The organism is Corynebacterium mucifaciens, from assembly GCF_012396315.1.
Classification (GTDB): Bacteria; Actinomycetota; Actinomycetes; order Mycobacteriales; family Mycobacteriaceae; genus Corynebacterium; species Corynebacterium mucifaciens.
On record NZ_JAAXPF010000004.1, the window covers coordinates 154,899 to 173,816 of the forward strand.

Consider the following 18,918-nt stretch of genomic DNA (forward strand, 5'->3'; position numbering starts at 1 on the left):
CCCACCACAACTCCCCCGGCACCGCCTTGCCGGCCCGAGTCGGTTTCTAATTAGAGGTTGTGCGCTTCATCACATACCGTCTTTATCGGCCTGTAACAAAGTAAAACCCCCTCTTCCCGGGCCCGGGAAAAGGGGGTTTGTACGCGACCGCTAGGTGGGCAAACTCGCGAGGTTATTCAGCGCTGTTGTGCGTTGCGTCGCGGTCGAAGCGGTCCTTCGTCTCCTCGAGGGCACGCATCGTCTCAACGGCCTCGTGGTGCTTCTGCTCCTCGGCGTCGCGAACGCGCTCGGTTACGCCGAGCTCAGCGGGCGAGAACTTACCGATGGTGTCGGAGTCCGCGAAGCCAAGCTGGTTCATCTGCTTCGGCACACGGGCACCGGCGTACTCCAGCGGCACCGGGTGGCCGTGCTCGTCCACCGGGCCGAGCGGCTGGTGGATCTCCACGAACGCGCCATTCGGCAGGCGCTTGATCACACCGGTCTCAATGCCGTGCTCCAGGACCTCACGGTCGGAGCGCTGCAGGCCAATGCACAGGCGGTAGGTGATGAAGAAGGCCAGCGGCGGCAGGACGATCAAGCCGATGCGGCCAAACCACGTCATCGCGTTCAACGAGATGTTGAAGAAGTGCGCGATGTGGTCGTTACCACCCGAGATCGTGAGCAGCAGGAAGAAGGTCAAGCCCATCACGCCAACGCCGGTGCGCACCGGGACGTCGCGCGGACGCTGCAGGAGGTTGTGGTGGGCGGTGTCGCCGGTGACCTTCTGCTCGATGAACGGGTACGTGATCAGCAGCACGACCATTAGGCCACACAGCAGTGCAACCCAGAACGCGCCCGGGATGGTGTAGTTGCCGAGGTAGAGCTCCCACGCCGGCATGACACGGGCGGCGCCATCAGTCCACAACATGTAGACGTCCGGCTGGGAACCAGCAGAAACCTGCGACGGGTTGTACGGGCCCAGGTTCCAGATCGCGTTGATCGACGTCAGACCCGCCATGCCAGCAAGGACGGCGAAGACCACCATCATGTAGCCGATTGCCTCGGTTGCGAACACCGGGAGGATACGCACACCGACAACGTTGTTCTCGGTGCGTCCCGGCCCCGGGAACTGGGTGTGCTTCTGGAACCAGACGAGCGCGAGGTGCGCTGCAACGAGGGCGAGGATAATGCCCGGCAGGATCAGCACGTGCAGGATGTAGAAACGATCCAGCATGAGGTCCGACGGGAAGTCGCCGCCGAAGATCGCCCAGTGAATCCAGGTGCCGATGATGGGCAGGCCCAGGATGATCGCGGACATAATGCGCAGGCCAACACCGGACAGTAGGTCGTCCGGCAGCGAGTAACCCATAAAGCCCTCGATCATGCCCAGCAGCACGAGGGTCACACCGATAAGCCAGTTAGCCTCACGCGGGCGACGGAACGCGCCGGTGAAGAACACGCGCATCATGTGGGCAAACATCGCCATCATGAACATCAGCGCGGCCCAGTGGTGCATCTGGCGGACGAACAGGCCGCCGCGGACATCGAACGAGAGGTCCAGGGCCGTGGCGTACGCGCGCGACATTTCCACGCCGTTCAGCGGGAGGTACGCGCCGTCGTAGATGACCTTGGTAATCGACGGGTCGAAGAACAGTGCCAGGTAGATACCGGTCAGCAGCAGGATGATGAAGCTGTACAGCGCCATCTCACCCAACATGAAGGACCAGTGGGTGGGAAAGACCTTGTTCAGCTGCGGGCGCAGCACGCCCGAGATGGTGTAGCGCGAATCAACGTTGTCCGCGGCTTGCTCAAGTTTAGTGCTCATTAGGACTGACGCTCCCAGAATGCCGGGCCGACGGGCTCAATGAAGTTCCCGTTGGCGATGAGGTAACCGTCTTCGTCAACAGTCACAGGCAGCTGAGGCAGGGCGCGAGCGGCCGGGCCGAAGACCGGCTTGCCGTACTGCAACGCGTCGAACTGCGACTGGTGGCACGGGCACAGAATGCGGTTGGTTTGCGCCTCGTACAGCGAGGTCGGGCAACCGATGTGCGTGCAGATCTTGGAGTAGGCGTAGTAATCGCCGTAGTGGAAGTCCTCCTGGCCCTCGCGCTCCACAACCTTCTCAGCGTCCTGCGAACGCAGGCGGATCAGCATAACTGGGTTGCGCGGGCCGTGAATGGAGTGCATGTGGTGCTCGTAGACGTCGCGCTCCGGGTCGTACTCCGAACCGTCGTTGACGTCCTCCGGGTACAGGGGAAAGACCGTCTCCATTGCAGCAGCGGCGAGGTCTTCCGGGCGCATACGCACCAGACGGGACACACCCGCCGTGGAGTAGTGCGAGCCGGTCTCGCTCTCGTGCAGCTCGGCGATCGCACCGGTATCGCGGCCAAGGTACACCTTCACACCCTGGTCCTGGATGGTCCAGCCGTGCGTCCACAGAGTGCCGTCGCCGTGGTAATCCAGCTCGTGACGGACCTTCCAGGGGTTCTTGACCAGACCGCCGAGAGGAGCAATGACCATCAGGCCCGCGAGGACACCCGCGGTGCCGAGAAGGCCCTGCAGTGCCTTGCGACGACCCAGGGTCGACGTCTCCCACGCGTCGTTCAGCAGTGCGGTAGTGGTGCGACGGTCCAGCTCGCTGGAGCGGCCGTCGTGGCGGCGCTGCACCGCAATCTCCTCCGGCACGAACTTCTTCACGTACTGGATGATGGCGATGCCGAGGCCGCAAAATGCGAGCGCGGAGGTCAGGCCGAGCAGCGGGGTGTACAGGGTGTATACCCACAGCCCATCGTCGCCGTGGAACTTCGGCTCCCACGGCCAAAAGAGGTAGACGCCGAGGAACGCGAGTGCGCTGATGACCGAGATGGTCAGCCAGATTCCGATGCCGGTGGCAGCGGACTTCTCGCGCGGGTCGCCCTCAACCGGGAAACGCTCCTTGCGGTACGCAACCGTCACGTCGTCAAGCTCGGTGCCAAGAGCAGCGAGCTCGGCATTGTTCATGCGGTCGAGCTCTTCTACCGAGTAATTCTTCTTCACTTCACTCATGAGCGAGATCCAATCCACATAGCAGCGGCAGCGACCAAGGTCACGCCGATGATCCACATCGCCATACCTTCAGAGACCGGGCCGAGGCCACCCAGGTCCCAGCCGCCCTGGGACGGGGTCTCCTTGGTGGACTTGATGAAGGCAATGATGTCCTTCTTCTCGTCCGCCGTCAGCTGGCGGTCGGAAAACTTAGGCATGTTCTGCGGGCCGGTGAGCATCGCCTGGTAAATCTCCTGCTCGTTCGCAGGGTCCAGTTCAGGCGCGTACTTACCGGAGGACAGAGCGCCACCACGGCCAGTGAAGCTGTGGCACGACGCGCAGTTCAGGCGGAACAGTTCGCCGCCACGGGCGACGTCTGCAGCCTGGATCTGCCCGTCGAAGTCCTTACCGCGCAGCTCTTCCATCGCGAGCGAGCCGTCCTCGTTGTAGACCAGCTCAGGGCCGCCGCCGTTCGCTGCAACGTAGGCAGCGAGAGCGAGTGCCTGTTCCTCGGTGTAGCGCGGGCGCTTGCGCTCAGCCTGGGCGCCGTTGGACATCATCGGCATACGGCCGGAGTTGACCTGGAAGTACACGGCGCCTTCACCGGTACCGATGAGCGACGGACCGCGGTCCTCCACGCCCTGGAGGTTCGCACCGTGGCACGTGATGCAAGCAACGTCGTAGAGGTCCTTGCCCTCCTGGATCATCGCCTGGTCGTCACGGGCAGCGGTAGCCACCTGCGTATCGGGGGTAAGCGCGGACGCGAGCAGCCCCGCGCCGGTCAACCCCAGCGTCAGGGCAGCTGCGCCAGCGAGCGTGCGCTGCGTCTTGCGTCCCTGGCGCTTCTTCTTGGGTGAGTTTTCCATTGTGTTCCCTTAGCGACTTTTCAGAATTTGTCCGGTACCTGTGCGGCTTAGCTGAGCTACTGCACGAGGTACAGGGTGATGAACACGCCGATCCAAATGGCGTCGACGAAGTGCCAGTAGTAGGAAACGGCCATCGCGGCGGTTGCCTGAGCCGGGGTGAACTTCGACTTCGCCACACGCATCAAAACGACGATGAAGGCGATGATGCCGGCGGTCACGTGGGCCATGTGGAAGCCGGTGATGATGTAGAACACCGAGCCGTACACGCTGGACTGGGGGGTCACACCCGCCATCACCATTTCGGTCCACTCGAATGCCACCAGGCCGAGGAAGATGACGCCCAGCACAACGGTCACGGTGAACCACTTGCGCAGGCCGAACACGTCACCCCTCTCTGCGGCGAACACACCGAACTGGGAGGTGAACGAGGAGGCAATCAGCACGACGGTGATGATGCCACCGAACAAAACGTTCAGGTGGTCCGTCTGATTGCTCCAGTCACCTGCGGCGAGGCCGTTTGCGCGCGACGTGAAGTACATCGCGAACAAACCGGCGAAGAACATGAGCTCTTGGGCGAGGAACGCGATCGTGCCCACGCTGACCATGTTCGGTCGGTTCAGCGCTGGGACGCGATTTTGCGGCGTCGCCATATCTTGGTTTGTCATTGCGGTCGTCACGGAGGAGATTATCCCCTATCTCGCCCTGATATTCATCTCACTCACCCCCGTAATTTCCCTGTGAACGACACCCCAGCCTGCGCTTTTCGCGCACGTCGATGTTGCGAAAACATGAACTTCGAGCCGACGGGAACTTTCTGCGGGAATTTACGACGCGATCCCTGCTGGTCATCGGGCCACTCCCCCGCCCCTTTCATCCGATGCCGTTTTTCACCCGTGCTGGAAGCTAGGGCCTACAAGTAACCCGAGAGTTCCCAGTTGTGCCGCATCTCACACGCAACGCGCACGGCGCTCACGCTCGTGGGGGGACAAACTTTCGGTTGATGGCGCCAGAGATACAGAAGAACCCCGCCACGGATCACCGTGGCGGGGCTTTGCCGTCGCGCTGTTAGTGCTTCTCGCGCGGGATGCCGTACTGCAGGTTCAGCATCGCGGTGGTGCCGATCAACAGGACCGCACCGATGGCCAGCAGCCAGAGCTGCCAGAAGGCAATGCCCAGCCCCAGCACGCCGATGGACATCGACATGGCGAACGGCCAGATGGAACCCGGGGAGAAGAAGCCGAGCACACCGGCGCCGTCCTCGATCTCAGCCTCTTCCCAGTCCTCCGGGACGATGTCCATGCGGCGCTCGGTGATGTTGAGGTAGCCGGCGAGCATGAACGAAAAGACGGCGGCCAGCACGAGGCCGACGGAGCCGATCCACTCGATGCCGAACAGGTACGCGTCCTCACCAATCCACGACGTGGCGAGGATGTAGAACACAGCCATCAAGGCAAGGAAGGTGCCGATGGCGTAGAAAACCTTTGATCCAGTTCCCATGGCTTCGCTCTCTCTTTCTTAAACGTTCGCGTTCGGGTCGACAGTGTTCTCGCCGTCGCGGGTTGCGGTGCGGTCGGAGACGAACGGGTGGGTGGAGGTGGCGTACGGCTCTTCGCCGATGGAACGCAGGGCTTCAGAGTTCGGTGCGCCGGGGTTGTCGCGGCGGAACTGGATGTACCGCTCGAACTTCTCCGGGCTCACAGCGCGAACCTCGAAGTTCATCATTGCGTGGTACGTACCGCACATCTCGGCACAACGGCCGACGAATGCGCCCTCTTCCTCGATGCGCTCGATCTGGAACTTTCGCTGCTGCTGGTTGCTTTCCGGGTGCGCGTAGACGTCGCGCTTGAACAGGAATTCCGGAACCCAGAACGCGTGGTTCACGTCGCCAGATGCGAGGCGGAACTCGATCGGGGTGTCGGTCGGCAGTACCAGCACCGGGACCTCTTCGGTGGAGCCCAGGGTCTCAATTTCGTTGAAGTTCAGGTAGGAGAGGTCGCCCATGGAGGTGCCGTGGATCGGGTTCGCGTTATGCGCGTCCTCCGCATCGAACTTCGTCTCCTCGGCCAGCGCCTGTCGCTCAGTATCCAGGCCGTCGTAGTCCTGGCCGTCTTCGGTCAGATCACCGTCGACCTCGGCGTAGCCGAACTTCCAGTTCCACTGGTAGCCGGTGACGTCGACGGTCACCTTCGGGTCCTTATCAAGCGCGGTGGTCTGAGTCTGGGCCTGAACGGTGAAGAAGAACAGGATCATCACGATGACGATGGGCACAACCGTCAGCGTCAGCTCCAGCGGGACGTTGTACTGCAGCTGCTTCGGGAACTCGCCGGCGCCCTGCTTTTCGCGGGCCTTCCGGTTCCAACGGACGATGGCCATGATGAACAGGCCCCACATGATGATGCCGATGATCCAGGCGGCGAGCCATGTCCAAACCCAGAAGTTGTACATCTGGGTGCCCTCGGGCGTGACCGGATCCGGCCAGCCCATGTCGAGGATGTTCGCGAGCGCATCCGGCGCAGCAACGTCGCAGCCCGTCAGCGCAAGGCTGCCAAGCAGGAGCGCGCCCGCGACGCCGGCTTTCTTGGCGAATCCGCGGTTTACTTCCTTATCCACGTGTGTCTGCCTTCCTGTCCACACTAAAAACATTGAATGCCCATGTTTACGACAGAACATTCCTACCCGGCCAGAATAGTTCATCTGGCATAGGCCGTCTGAATCCCGGCGCTGCGGGTAGCGGTGCTGGCCGGAGGATCGTCGGTAAGCAACTGCTTAGCGACGCGATAGCTCCGCCGTCGCCGCATACGGGGTAAAAAGTTCATCCATAAGTTGGCCCCCTTATGGGGCACGGCGAAAGTTTGGCGTCTCCGGTTCACGGAAAAGGCGGCGAGAACCCTATTGTTGAGGGGACTCTTCGCCGCTTGCGGCGGCGCACCTTATACATACGGAGAGGTTTCGATATGTGTGGCCTTCTTGCCCTGCTTTCCGCGGACGCAAACGCAGCCAAGTTCGTTGATCCGGTCGGGCACGCCCTGCCGTGCATGTACCACCGCGGCCCCGACGCCGCAGGCACCTGGAACGACGAAGACGCCGTCTTCGGCTTCAACCGCTTGGCCATCATCGACATCGAGCACTCCCACCAGCCGCTTCGCTGGGGCCCCGCGGATAACCCGGAGCGCTACGCGCTGACGTTCAACGGTGAGATTTACAACTACGTCGAGCTGCACGAGGAACTTGCCGCTGCCGGCTACACCTTCAACACCGAAGGCGACGGGGAGCCGATTGTGGTGGGTTACCACCACTGGGGAGCCAATGTTGTCGAGCACCTGCGCGGCATGTTCGCCTTTGTCATCTGGGACACCGAGACCCGGACGATGTTCGCCGCCCGCGACCAGTTCGGCATCAAGCCGCTGTTCTACGCGACTACTGCCGCAGGCACGGTTTTCGCCTCTGAGAAGAAGTCCATTCTGGAGATGGCACCAGCACTGGGTCTAGGCCTGGAACTTGATCGCCGGGCGATTGAGCACTACGTGGACCTGCAGTACGTGCCGGAGCCGGAGAGCCTCCACCGCGAGATCCGCCGCGTGGAGTCCGGGTGCACCGTGACCCTCAAGCCGGGCGGCGAGGTGCATTCCGACCGGTACTTCAAGCCGCACTTCACCCCTACCCCGGTTGTGAAGGGCCGAGAGCAGGACCTGTACGACCGGATCGCGCGTGCCCTCGAAAATTCGGTTGAAAAGCACATGCGCGCGGACGTCACCGTCGGGTCGTTCCTCTCCGGCGGCATCGACTCCACCGCAATTGCCACCCTGGCTAAGCGACACAACCCCAATTTGCTCACGTTTACTACCGGCTTCGAGCGCGAAGGCTACTCCGAGGTCGACGTGGCCGCGGAGTCGGCCGAGGCGATCGGTGTCGAGCACATCGTGAAGATCGTGTCGCCGGAAGAGTACGCGGACGCCATCCCGAAGATCATGTGGTACTTGGACGACCCGGTGGCAGACCCGTCGCTGGTGCCGTTGTTCTTCGTTGCGCAGGAGGCCCGAAAGCACGTCAAGGTGGTGCTCTCCGGTGAAGGCGCGGACGAGCTCTTCGGCGGCTACACCATCTACAAGGAGCCGCTCTCCCTTGCTCCGTTTGAGAAGCTTCCGAGCGCACTGAACAAGGGGCTGAACCGCCTCAGCCGCGTCCTGCCAGACGGCGTGAAGGGCAAGAGCCTGCTGGAGCGAGGCACCACCTCGATCGAGGACCGCTACTACGGCAACGCTCGCTCCTTTAACTTCGGCCAGCTGCAGCGGGTGCTCCCGTGGGCGAAGCGCGAGTGGGACCACCGCGAAGTGACGGCACCGATCTACGCCGCTTCGACGGCGATGGACCCGGTCGCGCGCATGCAAAACCTCGACCTGTTCACCTGGATGCGAGGCGACATCCTGGTGAAGGCCGACAAGATGAACATGGCTAACTCGCTGGAGCTGCGCGTGCCGTTCTTGGACAAGGAGGTCTTCGAGGTCGCACAGACGATCCCGTACGACCAAAAGATCGCAGGCGGAACCACCAAGTACGCGCTGCGCAAGGCCATGGAGCAGATCGTGCCCCCGCACGTCCTGCACCGCAAGAAGCTGGGTTTCCCGGTGCCGATGCGCCACTGGCTGGCTGGCGACGAACTCTTCGGCTGGGCCCAGGACACGATCCGCGAGTCCCAGACCGACGACATCTTCGCCAAGGACCAGGTCCTGGAGATGCTAAAAGAGCACCGCGACGGCGTGTCCGACCACTCCCGCCGCCTGTGGACGGTGCTTGCGTTTATGGTGTGGCACGGTATCTTCGTCGAGCACCGCATCGACCCGCAGATTGAGCACAAGGACTACCCTGTTCAGCTGTAACCGTGCGTGGCCGCTCCCGGAAGACGCTCGCTCGTCGCCACAACATCGTGCTCGTCGCGGTCATGGCCGCGGCGATGCCGCTGATCGCGGCACTGACCGACCCGTGGCGCTCGCCCGCCTACAGCTGGGGCGTCGCCACGATCGTCTACCTGGTCCTGGTGTGGGGGCACATTTCGCGTCTCGACGCCTCCGGCACCGCGGCCTACGCCAGTTCCGAGGAGCCGTCGAAGATCTCGCGTGTGTTGCTGGTCAACCTGGCCACGCTTACGGCGCTCGCATCCGTCGGACTCCTCATGGTGGATGCCGCCGGGGCGAAGGGCCTTGAGGCGTGGGCGACCGGGCTGGCGGCTCTGGCAGTGGTCGCGGCGAGCTGGCTGCTCATCACCACGGTGTTCATCCTGCGCTACGCCGACGTCTACTACGCTCACTCTCCTGTTGGCGGCATGGAGTTCAACCAGGAGGAAGACCCCACGTACCTCGACTTTGCGTATGCGGGGTTCTCACTGGGGATGACCTATCAAATCTCGGACACGGCCATCACGCAATCGGAGATGCGCCGCGTCGCTCTGGTGCACAGCATCTACGCGTTCGTGTTCGGCATCGCCATCACCGCCACCAGCATCAACCTAGTGATGTCGCTGGGCAGCTAGTTCCTCCAGGCACGTGAAAGCACCCCCGGTCCTGGGCGGGCCGGAGGTGCTCTTCGTCGCTAAGCAGGCGGCGCTTAGTTGAAGCTGTCGCCGCAGGCGCAGGAGGAGCCTGCGTTCGGGTTGTCGATGGTGAAGCCCTGCTGCTCGATGGTGTCCGCGAAGTCGATGGTGGCGCCCATCAGGTACGGCACGCTCATCTTGTCCACGACGAGACGCACGCCGCCGACCTCGTCGGCCTTATCGCCGTCCAGGTCACGGTCGTCGAAGTAGAGCTGGTAGCGCAGACCAGCGCAGCCGCCCGGCTGGACCGCGATGCGCAGCGACAGGTCATTGCGCCCTTCCTGGTCAAGCAGGGCCTTCGCCTTCGCCGCGGCGGCCTCAGTGAGGTTTACACCGGTAGTAGAGGTAGGGGCAGTCATTGCAGTCTCCTTAGTGCGTCGACGTCAAGCTACGAGAAGCTCGTGGAGTTTCTCTACGGAGTGTGCGCCCATGCTACGCGCCACTCGTCGCACGTACTACAACCGGCCGGCCGACCGGGCTATTCCCCACGCGTCGGGAGGCCTTGTAGCCTTATGAGCGTGAAACTTCCCTGGCAGAAAACCGAGCAGAGCACAGACGCGGCAACCACCGCGGGCTCGACGAGGGTCGAGCTGCCCGACACCCAGCACAGTGCAGAGGTAAAGACGGAGGCAAAAGCCGAGAATAAGCTGCCGAAAGGCTACACCCCGCCGAAGGGCCGCCCGACGCCGAAGCGCATCGACCAAGAGATCAAGCGCGGTGTGGTGCGCGACCCGAACGCCGCGACCCCGGCCCAGATGCGTCAGCGCGAAAAAGAGCTGAAGAAATCCATGTCCAAAGAGGAATGGAAGGCGCACAAGAAGAAGGTCCGCGAAGAAAACCGCGCGCGCAACCGCGAGATCCAGGCCCGCATCGACGCTGGCGACGAGCGCTACCTCACCGACCGCGACCGCGGCGAAGTCCGCGGGTTCGTGCGCGACTGGGTGGACTCGAAGCGCTTCTTTAACAACTACGTCATGCCGGCGGCGCTTGTGTTGCTGGTGATCATGCTGATCGGCACATGGCTGCCGCGCGTGTCCGCCGTGCTGTCGCTGCTCAGCCTCCTGTTTATGCTCACCATCTTCATCGAGGGCTTCATCATCGGCAGCCGAGCCAACCGCGCTGTTCGAGAGAAGTTCCCTGAAGCGGACACAGGCTTCGGCATCGGCATGTACGCCTTCTCCCGGGCAACCCAGCCGCGAAACTGGCGCACACCGAAGCCGCGCGTGGCCGTCGGCGCGAAGGTGTAATCCATGGAGTTCCAGCCGGTTGAAGCGCCGAAGCAGTCGCACGCACACGCCGTCGCCGACGCGCTCGCGGGTTCCGTCAGCGGTCTCGCGCTGGGCAGGCTCGCCTCTCTCGCCGCGTGGATCGCTTCTGTCCAGGGCAAGGATGTGCCGGGGCCGTTTGTCCGCCCGCGTGCCGTGGTCGTTGCGGGCAACCACGGCGTCGCCGCGCGTGGCTTGTCCGCATGGGCCACCGACGCTGGAGCCACACAAGCGGAGGAACTGCGCGCTGGCGGCGGGCCTGCTCACGCCGCCGCGCGGTTAGCCGGGGCCAGCCTACGCTTTGTCGACGACTACCTCGATGCTCCCACTGGCGCCATCGACGTGGAGCCCGCAATCTCCCCCGAGGTGTGGGAGGCCGCACTCGCGGCGGGAGCAGAGGTAGCCGATTCCGAGATCGACTCGGGGGCGGACTTGATCATCCCTGGCGACATTGGCGTGGGCAACACCACCGTCGTTGCCGCGGTGTACGGCACCTTCACCCGCACTGAGCCGGTCAAGGCCATCGGCCGCGGCTCCGGCATCAACGACAACGTGTGGAAGGTCAAAGCCGCCGCAGTGCGCGACGCCATGTTCCGTGTGCGCGGTTTCCGCGACGACACTGAGCGCGTGTGCGCGGAGCTGACCGGGCCGGACTTCGCGTTTTTGGTGGGCCTGATCGCCCGCGCGGCCGCCCGCCGAACGCCGGTGCTCATCGGCGAGGCCTACCCCGCTACCGCCGCCTACGTGGCCGAGCGCCTTGCGCCCGGAGTCAAAGCGTGGCTCATCGCTGGCCAAGTCACCGCGGAACCGGCGCATGTTGGCTGGCTTGAGGCACTTGACCTGAAGCCGGTGCTGGCGTTGGAGATGAAAACGGGCCAGGGCGCAGGTGCCCTGGCCGCGTTGCCCCAGCTCAACCTCGCCGCAGAACTCGCGGGCGAGGTGCTGGCCGAAGGGTCGTCGAGAAGCGTCTAGCGCTCGCTGTCCCCGGGGACAAGTACGGTGTTCCAGCCGTGCGTGTCTTCCGCATCGCCGGTCTGAATGCCGCGGAGGCGCTCGCGCATGGCCATGGTGATCTCGCCGGCCTCGTTGCCGTTGATGGTGAATTCACCTTCGTTGGACTTCACCGTCCCCACCGGGGTGATCACGGCGGCGGTGCCGCACGCCATGGTCTCGGAGATGGTGCCGTCCTGCGCGCCGGTGCGCCACTCCTCCACCGTGATCTTGCGCTCCTCGGTGTCGTAGCCCAGATCCGCGGCGACCTGCAGCAGCGACTTGCGGGTGATGCCCGGCAGCAGCGAACCAGACAGCTCAGGCGTGACAATTCGTGCGGTGTCGCCCGTGCCCTCGACAAACATGAGGTTCATGCCGCCCATTTCCTCGATGTAGGTGCGCTCGATCGCGTCCAGCCACACCACCTGGTCGCAGCCCTTTTCCGCTGCCTGCTGTTGCGCGAGCAGGGACGCGGCGTAGTTGCCGGCGAACTTCGCATCGCCGGTGCCGCCGGGGGCCGCGCGGACGTAGTCCTCAGAGATCCACACGCTCACCGGCTTCACGCCGCCGGTGAAATACGCGCCGGCGGGCGAGGCGATGATGTAGAAGGTGTAGCTCGAAGACGGCTTGACGCCGAGCGTTTTTTCCGTGCCGATCATGAACGGACGCAGGTACAACGACGCCTCGCCGCCCGCCTCCGGCACCCAGTCTTTATCAATCTCCACGATCTGGCGCACGGCCTCAAGGAACGTCTCCTCGGGCAGTTCCGGCATTGCCAGGCGACGCGCAGAGTGGTTCATGCGCTGCGCGTTTTGCTCCGGGCGAAAGGCGGTGATGCTGCCGTCGGTGTGGCGGTAGGCCTTTAGGCCCTCAAAGATGGCTTGGCCGTAGTGGAACACGTTGGAGGCTGGGTCCAGCGTTACCGGCTGGTACGCGCGCACCTGCGCGTTGTGCCAGCCCTCCCCTTCCGTCCAGTCGATGGAGACCATGTGGTCTGTGAACTGCTGGCCGAACGCCGGGTCTGCGAGAATCTCCTTGCGCTCGTCGTCTGGGGTGGGGTTATCGGTCGGGGCAATTGTGAACTCAATCTCAGCCATAGGGCTTAGGGTACTCCCCGCTTGAGTACGCTCGGTGGGCGGAACTGCCCGCACGGTGAAAGGATTTCTCATGGCGTTTGAACTCAGCCTCCCAGCACATGGCACCACGGTGCACACAAGCCCCGGCACGGCTGTCCCCGACGGGGCGGCACTGCTTGTCCCGGTGGCCAGCGGCGAGGACGGCATTGAGGTCCCGGTCACCGTGCTCGCCCCCTCGGGCCTGCTTGAGGCGCTGGTCGCCGTCGGCGCCAAGGGCGCTGCGGGCGAGGTCACGCGCCTGCTTATCGACGGCAGCCTGGTCATCGCGTTCGGCCTCGGCGATGCGTCGGACATTGACGACGAGGCCGTGCGACGCGCTGCGGGCGCTGCTGCGCGTGCGCTAAACAACGTGGAGCACGCAGCCGTGTCCACGGAGTTTGGCGTGGGCCCCGTGGTTCAAGGACTGCTGCTGGGCGCCTACGTCTACGCCGGCCTGAAGTCCACTGCCGATGTCCGCGGCGAAAACAGCGACGCTGAGACGCCGCAAACCACCGAGATCACCGTCATCGGCGCAGACCAGGCGGAGCACGACGCCGCGGTGATTGTGGCCGAGTCCGTGAACCTGGCCCGCGACCTAGTGAACACACCGGCGAACTACCTCTACCCGGAAAGCTACGCCGGCGTGATGAGAGAAGTCGCGCAATCTGCCGGGTTGGATATTGAGGTGCTGGACGAAGCGCAGCTGGAGCAGCAGGGCTTCGGCGGCATCTTGAGCGTCGGCCGCGGTTCCACCCGCCCGCCGCGCCTGGTGCACCTGACCTGGGCGCCCGCGGGCGCGCCCACGAAGGTGGCGCTGGTGGGCAAGGGCATCACTTTCGACACCGGCGGCATCTCGCTCAAGCCCGCTTCCGGTATGGAGGACATGATCTCAGACATGGGCGGCTCCGCTGCGCAGCTGGCCGTCATTGCCGCAGCAGCCCGCCTCGAGCTGCCTGTACGCGTTGACGCCTGGCTGCCCCTAGCCGAGAACATGCCATCGGGCACCGCCACCCGCCCGGGCGACGTGATCACCCACTACGGCGGCATCACTAGCGAAGTCATCAACACCGACGCGGAGGGGCGCCTCGTGCTTGCCGACGCCATCGCGCGCGCCTGCGAGGATGCGCCGTCCTACCTCATCGAAACGGCCACGCTCACCGGGGCGCAACTCGTCGCTCTGGGCAAGCGCACCGCCGGCGTGATGGGCTCCGACGAGTTCCGCGATTTCATCGCGGAGTCCGGCCGCAACGTCGGCGAGCAGGCGTGGGCCATGCCGCTTCTGGAGGAGCAGGAAGAAGAGCTGACGTCCCCCATCGCTGACATCCGCAACACGCACAACGCAAGGACTGGCGGCATGCTCTTCGCGGGCCTGTACCTGTCCCGTTTCGTGCCCGAGGATATCGAGTGGGCGCACATCGACGTGGCCGGGCCAGCGTGGAACGGCGGCAGCCCGCACGGCTACACCCCGAAGCGGGCCACTGGCGCGCCTGTGCGCACCATCGTCGAGGCGCTGACGCGTCTCGCGAAGACGCAGTAGCGCACGCTCGCTAGCTATACGGGTTTTCGCCGCGCTCGAACTTCGCGCGGCGCCGCCGTTGCTCCTCCCGCTTGCGCAGGATGCGCTCTTGCTCGATCTTCCTGCGCATGCGATCTGGATAGCCGGTCTCTTCAACGTCGTACAGGGTGATACCCAGCATCTTCGCCACGTGGTCGACGCCCTTGGGTCCGCCGATGCGACGGCGCGTGTAGTTGCCCTGCTCGTCGACCAGCACGACGGACATTTCGTTGACCATGGTCTCCGGCTCGACGAACCCCTCCACGTAGGCGCGCCCCGCAACCCACTCGCGCAAGTACTGCGCATCCTCGGCGCGGGCCGTTTGTCCCGGCGCGCGGGGCGGTCTGAACGCCACAGCCTTCTTGCCTCTGCCGAACAGGTTGAACACGCTCCACATCATACGGTGCACCCGGGGCAGAAAAGGTCACCCCTTGGGCAACGGACGGTGCATGTTCCGGGTACGCTTTGTGCCTGAATAGCTTCCAACGTTTCGATGAGGAGACTTTACAAAATGGCGCACTCAGTTGAGATGCCCGAGCTGGGCGAATCAGTCACCGAAGGCACGATCACCACGTGGCTGAAGGAAGTCGGCGACACCGTTGAGGTCGACGAGCCGCTGCTCGAGGTCTCCACCGACAAGGTCGACACCGAAATTCCGTCCCCCGTCGCCGGCGTGATCCTGGAGATCAAGGCTGACGAGGACGACACCGTTGAGATCGGCGATGTCATCGCCATCATCGGTGACGAGGGCGAGGAAGCGGATACCTCTTCCGACTCCGGCGCCTCTAACGAGGCGGAAGACGCTGAGGACAACGACGCCGACGCTGAGGAGCAGGACGAGGCGCCGAAGAACGAGGAGAAGAAATCCTCTCCGAAGTCTTCCGGCGACGCCACCGACGTTGCTATGCCGGAGCTGGGTGAATCCGTCACCGAGGGCACCATCACCACGTGGCTGAAGGAAGTCGGCGACGAGGTCGAGGTGGACGAGCCGCTGCTCGAGGTCTCCACCGACAAGGTCGACACCGAGATCCCGTCCCCGGTTGCGGGCACCCTGATCGAGATTCTCGCTGACGAGGATGACACCGTCGAGGTCGGCGACGTGATTGCGCGCATTGGCGACGCGGACGCCGCCGCGTCCGGCAACGCCTCTGACGACGACTCCGACGACGATTCGAACGACGGCGCAGCCGAGGACAACGTCGCAGACGAGGACGAGAAGGTCGAGGACGACAACTCCGCGGAGGGCGAGGGCGACAACCCGGAAGATGCCCCGAAGAAAGACGCCGCGAAGTCTTCCTCCAAGAACAAGAAGGGCTCTGGCGAGTCCACCAAGGTCGAGATGCCGGAGCTGGGCGAGTCCGTCACCGAGGGCACCATTACCACGTGGCTGAAGGCAGTCGGCGACTTGGTCGAGGTGGACGAGCCGCTGCTCGAGGTTTCCACCGACAAGGTCGACACCGAGATCCCGTCCCCGGTCGAGGGCACCATCTTGGAGATTCTCGCCGAGGAAGACGACACCGTTGAGGTGGGCCAGGCGATCGTGATCATCGGCGACGCGGAAGCTGCAGCTGAGGACGACGACGAGACTGAGACGGCCGACGAGCCCGAAACCACCGACGAGCCCGCCGAGCAGGAAGAAGAAGCGGAAGCCAAGCCGGAGCCGAAGCAGGACGAAGAGAAGCCTGCCAAGGCTGAGAAGCAGGAGACCGAGTCCAAGAACGCCTCCGCCAAGGTCAACAACGGCGGCAACGTCCCGTACGTCACCCCGCTGGTGCGCAAGCTTGCGGACAAGCACGGTGTGGACCTCAACGCTATCGAGGGCACCGGCGTCGGCGGCCGCATCCGCAAGCAGGATGTGCTGGCCGCAGCCGAGGGTGGCACAACCGAGGCCGCATCTGCTTCCTCGTCTGCGACGGAGGAACAGACGGAGGAGCCGAAGGGCGCCCGCGCTAACTGGTCGACCAAGTCCGTGGACCCGGCCAAGGCTGAGCTCATCGGCACCACCCAGCGCGTGAACCGCATCCGCGAGATCACCGCCGCGAAGATGGTGGAGTCGCTGCAGACCACCGCGCAGCTGACCCACGTGCAGGAGGTCGACGTCACCCGCGTCGCCGAGCTGCGCAAGAAGGTTAAGCCCGCGTTCGTGGAGAAGCACGGCGCGAACATCACCTACCTGGCGTTCTTCATCAAGGCTACGGCCGAAGCGCTGGTCTCCCACCCGAACGTCAACGCCTCGTACGACGCTGACGCGAAGGAGATCACGTACCACGAGGACGTGAACATCGGAATCGCCGTCGATACGCCGCAGGGCCTCCTGGTGCCGGTGATCAAGAAGGCGCAGGACATGAACCTGGCGGAGATCGCGAAGGCAATCGCCGACCTGGCGGACCGCGCCCGCAACAAGAAGCTGCGCCCAGACGACCTGTCTGGCGCAACCTTCACCGTGACCAACATCGGTTCCGAGGGCGCGCTGCTGGATACGCCGGTGCTCACCCCGCCGCAGGCCGGCATCCTGGGTACCGCTGCGATTGAGAAGCGGCCGGTCATCGTGACGGAGGACGGCATCGACTCCATCGCCATCCGCCAGATGTGCTACTTGCCGTTCACGTACGACCACCAGCTGATTGACGGTGCGGATGCAGGCCGCTTCGTAACCACGATCAAGGACCGCATCGAGCAGGGTGATTTCGAGGCTGACCTCGACGTTTAACCCCGTTTGCGCGTAACCCGGCACCCTGCTCGGTGCCGGGTTTTTCGCGCGCACATAAAGTGGCGGTATGACGCACACATTCAAATCGTTCCGCAACACCACCGATCACTTCATGCGGGAGGCCCTCGGCGGCCTCGTCGCCGCTCACCCATGCGCCGAGTGGCACGACGAGGGCTTCGTCGGGCTTTCGCTTCCCGACACCTCCGCTGGCGCGCGCCGCGTCGCGGTCATCTCCGGCGGCGGGTCGGGCCACGAGCCGATGCACGCCGGTTTCATCGGCGAGGGCATGCTCGACGCAGCCTGCCCGGGCTTACTGTTCACCTCCCCCAACGCTGTACAGATCGACGCCGCCACCGAGTGGGCAGACCGCGGCGCGGGCGTGGTGCATGTGGTGAAGAACTACACCGGCGACGTCATGAACTTCACCGTCGCGGCCAACCACGCCCAGGCGGAGGTAGAGCACGTCCGGATCGCCGACGACGTGGCCACCGAGATTGACAACGACGATTCCCCCGGCCGTCGCGGCACCGGCGCGACTGTGATTGTGGAAAAGGTCGCTGGCGCCGCAGCTGCCCGCGGGGACGACCTGCGCACCGTGGCCGGCATCGCCCAGCGCGCCGCGGACCAGTCCCGCAGCATGGCGGTAGCGCTGCAGCCGGGACACTCCCCGACTAGCGACCGCGACACTTTCGACCTAGACGAGGGGCAGATCGAGGTCGGCGTCGGCATCCACGGCGAGCCCGGAGTGGAGCGCCGCGATATCGCGCAGGCGCAACCCACTGCGCAGGCCTTGGTGGCGGAGCTGCTTGACGGGGTCCTGCAGTCGCTGCGCGACGCGGGAGTCGAGGGTGACGACGTCATGCTCTTTGTCAACGGGCTCGGCGGCACCAGCCAGCTGGAGCAGGACCTCGTCTTCGGTGAGGCCCTCAAACAGTTGACGCAACGCGGGCTGAAGGTGCGCCGCGGTATGCGCGGCACCCTTGTCACGTCTCTGAACATGGCGGGCATCTCGCTTACCGTCACGGCGCTGGATGACGAGCTGATCGAGCTCATCGACGCCGAGACCTCCGCCCCCGCTTGGCCCGGCGTCGTGCGCGAGCCCGAGTACGCCGATGCGCGCATGGTCGACGACGAGGCCCAGCCCGACGAAGGCGAGGAAAACACCTGGCTCACCGCGTTCGTGGAGCGTCTCTCCCGCAGTTTCGACGACTTGACTGTGCTGGACCGCGAGGCCGGCGACGGCGACTTCGGCCAGAATATGGAGGCAGCCTTCGGTGACGTCGAGACGCCTGTGCGCGGCGCTGACGCAGAGGTGTTGAGCTTCTTCGCCCACCGCATGCTGGTGCGCGCCGGAGGTACGTCTGGCGCGGTGTTAGGAACGTTCTTCCGCGAGATGGCGGACGCATTCGAGGCGGCAGGCGTGGATTCGCGCGCCGCGGACGGCGACGAATTTGCGGCGGCACTGGCGGAAGGGCTGCAGCGCGGCGTGGATGCGATCACGGAGCTCGGCGGCGCGAAGGAGGGCGACAACACCCTTGTCGACGCGCTGGCGCCGGCAGCCCGGGCGGCGAAGGACTCCCGCGGGTCGGTCCAGGAGGTGCTCGAGCTCGTCTTCGGCCCAGCGGTCGAGGGCGCAAAGTCCACCCGCGGTATGCAGGCAAAGAAGGGCCGCGCCTCCTATCTCGGCGAATCCGCGAAGGATGTGCCGGATCCCGGCGCGATCGCGGTGACGTGGCTGTTCGGCGACGCCGCGGTGGACGAATTCTAGACAGCTTTGTGCAAAAGGGCTTCTAGCAGGGGCTGGGTGGCTAAGATGGCGCGTTGTAT

At 64.4% G+C, this 18,918-nt stretch carries 16 protein-coding genes; 7 read left to right on the plus strand and 9 right to left on the minus strand.

The annotated features are described in order from the left end of the window. Positions 1–172: 172 nt before the first annotated feature. From qcrB to ctaC, 6 genes are all read right to left on the minus strand, one after another. The gene (qcrB, locus tag HF989_RS05310) at positions 173–1,804 is read right to left on the minus strand and encodes a cytochrome bc1 complex cytochrome b subunit (RefSeq protein ID WP_168684550.1); all 1,632 of its coding nucleotides are present in this window, start codon (positions 1,802–1,804) and stop codon (positions 173–175) included. Further along, complete coding sequence (qcrA, locus tag HF989_RS05315) at positions 1,804–3,024, minus strand: cytochrome bc1 complex Rieske iron-sulfur subunit (RefSeq protein WP_168684552.1); 1,221 nt, start codon at positions 3,022–3,024, stop codon at positions 1,804–1,806. Before qcrA ends, qcrB begins: the two co-directional genes overlap by 1 nt. Beyond that, positions 3,021–3,869: a cytochrome bc1 complex diheme cytochrome c subunit gene (gene qcrC, locus HF989_RS05320; protein ID WP_168684554.1), complete on the minus strand. Its 849-nt coding sequence runs from the start codon at positions 3,867–3,869 to the stop codon at positions 3,021–3,023. The genes qcrA and qcrC overlap by 4 nt, the downstream gene beginning before the upstream one ends. 56 nt (positions 3,870–3,925) lie before the next feature. After that, the gene (gene ctaE, locus HF989_RS05325) at positions 3,926–4,546 is read right to left on the minus strand and encodes an aa3-type cytochrome oxidase subunit III (protein ID WP_343033554.1); all 621 of its coding nucleotides are present in this window, start codon (positions 4,544–4,546) and stop codon (positions 3,926–3,928) included. A gap of 388 nt (positions 4,547–4,934) precedes the next feature. Further along, positions 4,935–5,366: an aa3-type cytochrome oxidase subunit IV gene (ctaF, locus tag HF989_RS05330; RefSeq protein WP_038612412.1), complete on the minus strand. Its 432-nt coding sequence runs from the start codon at positions 5,364–5,366 to the stop codon at positions 4,935–4,937. Positions 5,367–5,384: 18 nt separating this feature from the next. Then, a complete protein-coding gene (gene ctaC, locus HF989_RS05335) occupies positions 5,385–6,479 on the minus strand; it encodes an aa3-type cytochrome oxidase subunit II (RefSeq protein ID WP_168684556.1) in 1,095 nt (364 codons plus the stop codon). A gap of 344 nt (positions 6,480–6,823) precedes the next feature. On the opposite strand from ctaC, the gene asnB reads away from it, so the two are divergent. Then, positions 6,824–8,746, plus strand: a complete 1,923-nt coding sequence (gene asnB, locus HF989_RS05340; RefSeq protein ID WP_168684558.1) for an asparagine synthase (glutamine-hydrolyzing) — start codon at positions 6,824–6,826, stop codon at positions 8,744–8,746. Between the two features lie 2 nt (positions 8,747–8,748). Further along, complete coding sequence (locus HF989_RS05345) at positions 8,749–9,396, plus strand: DUF1345 domain-containing protein (protein WP_168684560.1); 648 nt, start codon at positions 8,749–8,751, stop codon at positions 9,394–9,396. 74 nt (positions 9,397–9,470) lie between these two features. Here HF989_RS05345 and HF989_RS05350 read toward each other — a convergent pair whose 3' ends face one another. Then, positions 9,471–9,815 (minus strand): HesB/IscA family protein, encoded by a 345-nt coding sequence (locus HF989_RS05350; protein WP_038612422.1) that lies wholly within the window; start codon positions 9,813–9,815, stop codon positions 9,471–9,473. 159 nt (positions 9,816–9,974) lie between these two features. Between HF989_RS05350 and HF989_RS05355 the strand changes: the two genes are divergently transcribed. Then, positions 9,975–10,703, plus strand: a complete 729-nt coding sequence (locus HF989_RS05355) for a DUF3043 domain-containing protein (RefSeq protein WP_425482990.1) — start codon at positions 9,975–9,977, stop codon at positions 10,701–10,703. 3 nt (positions 10,704–10,706) lie between these two features. After that, positions 10,707–11,693, plus strand: a complete 987-nt coding sequence (locus tag HF989_RS05360) for a nicotinate-nucleotide--dimethylbenzimidazole phosphoribosyltransferase (RefSeq protein WP_168684564.1) — start codon at positions 10,707–10,709, stop codon at positions 11,691–11,693. On the opposite strand, the gene HF989_RS05365 is transcribed toward HF989_RS05360, so the two are convergent. Next, the gene (locus HF989_RS05365; RefSeq protein WP_168684566.1) at positions 11,690–12,808 is read right to left on the minus strand and encodes a branched-chain amino acid aminotransferase; all 1,119 of its coding nucleotides are present in this window, start codon (positions 12,806–12,808) and stop codon (positions 11,690–11,692) included. The genes HF989_RS05360 and HF989_RS05365 overlap by 4 nt on opposite strands. A gap of 70 nt (positions 12,809–12,878) precedes the next feature. Here HF989_RS05365 and HF989_RS05370 point away from each other — a divergent pair, with 70 nt between their 5' ends. After that, positions 12,879–14,363 carry a leucyl aminopeptidase gene (locus HF989_RS05370; protein ID WP_168684568.1) on the plus strand — a complete coding sequence of 495 codons (1,485 nt, stop codon included), beginning with the start codon at positions 12,879–12,881 and terminating at the stop codon, positions 14,361–14,363. Between the two features lie 10 nt (positions 14,364–14,373). Here HF989_RS05370 and HF989_RS05375 read toward each other — a convergent pair whose 3' ends face one another. Further along, entirely contained in the window at positions 14,374–14,769 is a 396-nt protein-coding gene (locus tag HF989_RS05375) for an oxidoreductase (RefSeq protein WP_168684570.1), read from the minus strand. Between the two features lie 123 nt (positions 14,770–14,892). Here HF989_RS05375 and sucB point away from each other — a divergent pair, with 123 nt between their 5' ends. Then, the gene (gene sucB / locus HF989_RS05380; RefSeq protein ID WP_168684572.1) at positions 14,893–17,091 is read left to right on the plus strand and encodes a 2-oxoglutarate dehydrogenase, E2 component, dihydrolipoamide succinyltransferase; all 2,199 of its coding nucleotides are present in this window, start codon (positions 14,893–14,895) and stop codon (positions 17,089–17,091) included. A 67-nt stretch (positions 17,092–17,158) separates the two neighbouring features. Beyond that, positions 17,159–18,859, plus strand: a complete 1,701-nt coding sequence (locus tag HF989_RS05385) for a dihydroxyacetone kinase family protein (RefSeq protein WP_168684574.1) — start codon at positions 17,159–17,161, stop codon at positions 18,857–18,859. Positions 18,860–18,918 lie beyond the last annotated feature (59 nt).

Bases quoted from the DNA above. Each gene is read 5' to 3' on its own strand.
- qcrB (WP_168684550.1), bottom strand. From the start codon at position 1,804: ATGAGCACTAAACTTGAGCAAGCCGCGGACAACGTTGATTCGCGCTAC.
- qcrA (WP_168684552.1), bottom strand. From the start codon at position 3,024: ATGAGTGAAGTGAAGAAGAATTACTCGGTAGAAGAGCTCGACCGCATG.
- qcrC (WP_168684554.1), bottom strand. From the start codon at position 3,869: ATGGAAAACTCACCCAAGAAGAAGCGCCAGGGACGCAAGACGCAGCGC.
- ctaF (WP_038612412.1), bottom strand. From the start codon at position 5,366: ATGGGAACTGGATCAAAGGTTTTCTACGCCATCGGCACCTTCCTTGCC.
- asnB (WP_168684558.1), top strand. From the start codon at position 6,824: ATGTGTGGCCTTCTTGCCCTGCTTTCCGCGGACGCAAACGCAGCCAAG.
- HF989_RS05350 (WP_038612422.1), bottom strand. From the start codon at position 9,815: ATGACTGCCCCTACCTCTACTACCGGTGTAAACCTCACTGAGGCCGCC.
- HF989_RS05360 (WP_168684564.1), top strand. From the start codon at position 10,707: ATGGAGTTCCAGCCGGTTGAAGCGCCGAAGCAGTCGCACGCACACGCC.
- HF989_RS05365 (WP_168684566.1), bottom strand. From the start codon at position 12,808: ATGGCTGAGATTGAGTTCACAATTGCCCCGACCGATAACCCCACCCCA.
- HF989_RS05370 (WP_168684568.1), top strand. From the start codon at position 12,879: ATGGCGTTTGAACTCAGCCTCCCAGCACATGGCACCACGGTGCACACA.
- sucB (WP_168684572.1), top strand. From the start codon at position 14,893: ATGGCGCACTCAGTTGAGATGCCCGAGCTGGGCGAATCAGTCACCGAA.
- HF989_RS05385 (WP_168684574.1), top strand. From the start codon at position 17,159: ATGACGCACACATTCAAATCGTTCCGCAACACCACCGATCACTTCATG.